Origin of the sequence: Allosphingosinicella sp. (genome assembly GCF_036387215.1) — a bacterium.
In the GTDB taxonomy this organism is placed as follows: Bacteria; Pseudomonadota; Alphaproteobacteria; order Sphingomonadales; family Sphingomonadaceae; genus Allosphingosinicella.
In genome coordinates, this window is the sequence record NZ_DASVUE010000375.1 from 1 (window position 1) to 2,757 (window position 2,757).

4 protein-coding genes are annotated in these 2,757 nt (G+C 65.2%); 1 reads left to right on the top strand and 3 read right to left on the bottom strand.

Annotation, left to right across the window (positions count from 1 at the left end; genetic code table 11):
• On the top strand, positions 1–116 hold a 116-nt coding region (locus VF662_RS14665; RefSeq protein ID WP_464142583.1), incomplete at its 5' end, for an SH3 domain-containing protein.
• On the opposite strand, the gene mltG is transcribed toward VF662_RS14665, so the two are convergent.
• The 3 genes from mltG to VF662_RS14680 form a co-directional block, all read right to left on the bottom strand.
• Positions 117–1,082 (bottom strand): endolytic transglycosylase MltG, encoded by a 966-nt coding sequence (gene mltG / locus VF662_RS14670; protein ID WP_464142575.1) that lies wholly within the window; start codon positions 1,080–1,082, stop codon positions 117–119.
• A 7-nt stretch (positions 1,083–1,089) separates the two neighbouring features.
• Positions 1,090–2,346 carry a beta-ketoacyl-ACP synthase II gene (gene fabF / locus VF662_RS14675; RefSeq protein WP_464142577.1) on the bottom strand — a complete coding sequence of 419 codons (1,257 nt, stop codon included), beginning with the start codon at positions 2,344–2,346 and terminating at the stop codon, positions 1,090–1,092.
• A 122-nt stretch (positions 2,347–2,468) separates the two neighbouring features.
• A complete protein-coding gene (locus tag VF662_RS14680; protein WP_464142580.1) occupies positions 2,469–2,705 on the bottom strand; it encodes an acyl carrier protein in 237 nt (78 codons plus the stop codon).
• Positions 2,706–2,757: the final 52 nt, after the last annotated feature.

Below are 2,757 nucleotides of genomic sequence, written 5' to 3' on the forward strand. Positions count from 1 at the left end.
CAGGCGATGAATTCGCGGTGCTGGACATTACCGGCGGCTGGGCCTGGGGCTACCGCCGCCTCGACCACCATGTCGGCTACGTGCCCACTGACCTGCTCGAGCCCGCCCTCGACTGATCACATCTCGCCGCGCTGGCGGCGAAGGGCATACCATTTCTGCACGTTGGCATTGTGCTCCGCCAATGTGTTCGCGAAGATGTGCCCGCCGGTGCCGTCAGCGACGAAATAGAGCGCTTTGGTTTGCGCGGGGTTCAGCACCGCGGCGATCGACTCGCGACCGGGATTCGCGATGGGACCGGCAGGAAGGCCCGCCATCGCATAGGTGTTGTAGCCGTTATTCGCCTGCAGCTCAGAGCGCCGGATGCGCCGGCCGAGCGGCTTTCCCTTCGTGATCGGATAGATGACGGTGGGATCCGCATCGAGCTTCATCCCGATCCGGACGCGGTTCGAATAGACTCCGGCGACCATCGGCCGCTCCGACGGCTTGCCCGTTTCCTTCTCGACTACCGAGGCCAGGATCACCGCCTCCCGCTTCGAGTTGACGACGCTGTTCGGCCCCTTCTTCGCCCAGAGCGCATCGAGCTGCTTGGTCATCGCGTCCTGCATACGCTTCAGCACCGCGGCTCGGCTTTCGCCCCGCTTGAAGCTGTAGCTGTCAGGGAGGATCGAGCCCTCCTCCGGCACCGGGATCGAGCCTGTCAAAAGCTTCTGCTCCATCAGCTTCTCGTAGACGAGGATGGAAGGCATTCCTTCCGGGACCGTCACAAGCCGCTGCACCGGCTGGCCGTGCTGCAGGATATCGAGGACCTCCGCGCCGCTCGTGCCGGCGGGGATCTCGAACTCGCCTGCCTGGATCGGATCGCCCGACCCGAACAGCCGCGCCATCGCCCTGTAGGTCTGGGCGCTGCCGGGGATCGCGCCGATGCCGGCGAGCTGATCGGCGACCTTGCCGAGGCTCGAGCCCTCCTCGACGATCAGCGTGTGCGGCCCCTGCCTGGGCCCGGTGCTCGCCCACAGCATCCAGTAAGCCCCTGCGCCGGCGAGCGCCGCGACCGCGACGAGGATCAGCAGCAGCCGCTTCATCGGTTCATCAGATCGCGCGCATCACCAGGCTGGCATTGGTGCCGCCGAAGCCAAAGCTGTTGTTCAGCACCGCCTTGACGGAACGCTCCTTCGCCACGTGCGGCACCAGGTCTACGCCGGCAGTGCCTTCGCTCGGATTGTCGAGGTTGAGCGTCGGCGGCACGATCTGGTCCCGCATCGCGAGGATGCAGAAGATTGCCTCGACGGCGCCCGCGCCGCCCAGCAGATGGCCGATCGCCGACTTGGTGGAGCTCATCGAAAGCTTGCCGACGGCGTTTCCGAACAGCCTCCGGACCGCCCCAAGCTCAAGCTCGTCCCCGAGCGGCGTCGAGGTGCCGTGCGCGTTGATATAGTCGATGTCGCTTAGGTCGAGACCCGACCGCTTCATCGCCACCTCCATGGCGCGGTACCCGCCGGCGCCCTCTGGGTGCGGCGCAGTCACGTGATAGGCGTCGCCGGACATGCCGTAGCCGATAATCTCGGCGTAGATCTTGGCGCCGCGCGCCTTGGCCCGCTCATATTCCTCGAGCACCACGACGCCCGCGCCCTCGCCCATCACGAAGCCGTCCCGATCCTTGTCATAGGGACGCGAGGCCCGCTCCGGCTCGTCGTTCCGAGTCGAAAGCGCCCGCGCCTGCGCGAAGCCGGCAATGCCGAGCGGGCAGAGCGCGCTCTCGGCGCCGCCGGCAAGCATCACGTCGGCATCGTCGAGCATGATCATCCGGGCCGCATCGCCGATCGAATGGGCGCCGGTGGAGCAAGCGGTGACGACCGCGTGGTTCGGACCCATCAGGCCGTACTTGATCGAAACCTGGCCGGAGACGAGGTTGATCAGGCGGCCGTGGACGAAATGCGGGCTGACGCGCTTCGGCCCCTTCTCGTGAAGGACGAGCGATTCCTTCTCGATACCGGGAAGACCGCCGATCCCCGATCCGATCGAGACCCCGGCGCGGTAACGGTCCGCCTCGCTCATGTCGGCAAGGCCCGCATCCTCGATCGCCTGGCCCGCGGCGTCAATGCCGTAGACGATGAACGGATCGACCTGCCGCTGAACCTTGTGATCGACCCTTTTCCCGGCGTCGAAGCCATATTCATGCTCGGGGGGCTTCACCTCGCAGGCGATCTGGCAGACCTGGTCCGACGGATCGAAGCGCGTGATGCGGCCGGCGCCGCTTTTCGAGGCGAGGATGTTGCGCCAGCTCGTCTCGACATCCGCGCCGAGCGGCGTGACGAGCCCTAGACCGGTGACGACGACGCGGCGCATGCGTAAACTCCCTCAGCGACTGGGAAAACCATCAAAAAGGCAAAACGGCTCCCCGCCCTAGGACGAGGAGCCGTTGTCGTAAAGCGGCTCGATCCGTGCCGTAAGGCGGATCAGCTCGAAGCTCAGGCCTTGTTGGCTTCGATATAGTCGATCGCATCCTTAACGGTGCCGATCTTCTCAGCCGCATCGTCGGGAATCTCGACGCCGAATTCTTCCTCGAACGCCATGACGAGCTCGACGATATCGAGGCTGTCCGCGCCGAGGTCGTCGATGAAGCTCGCCTCTTCGGTAACCTTCTCGTTCTCCACGCCAAGATGCTCGACGACGATCTTCTTAACGCGCTCGGCGGTCTCGCTCATAATGCCCCTTTCAGGATGAAACTGATGTTGGGGCGGCTCTAGCCAAGGGTCC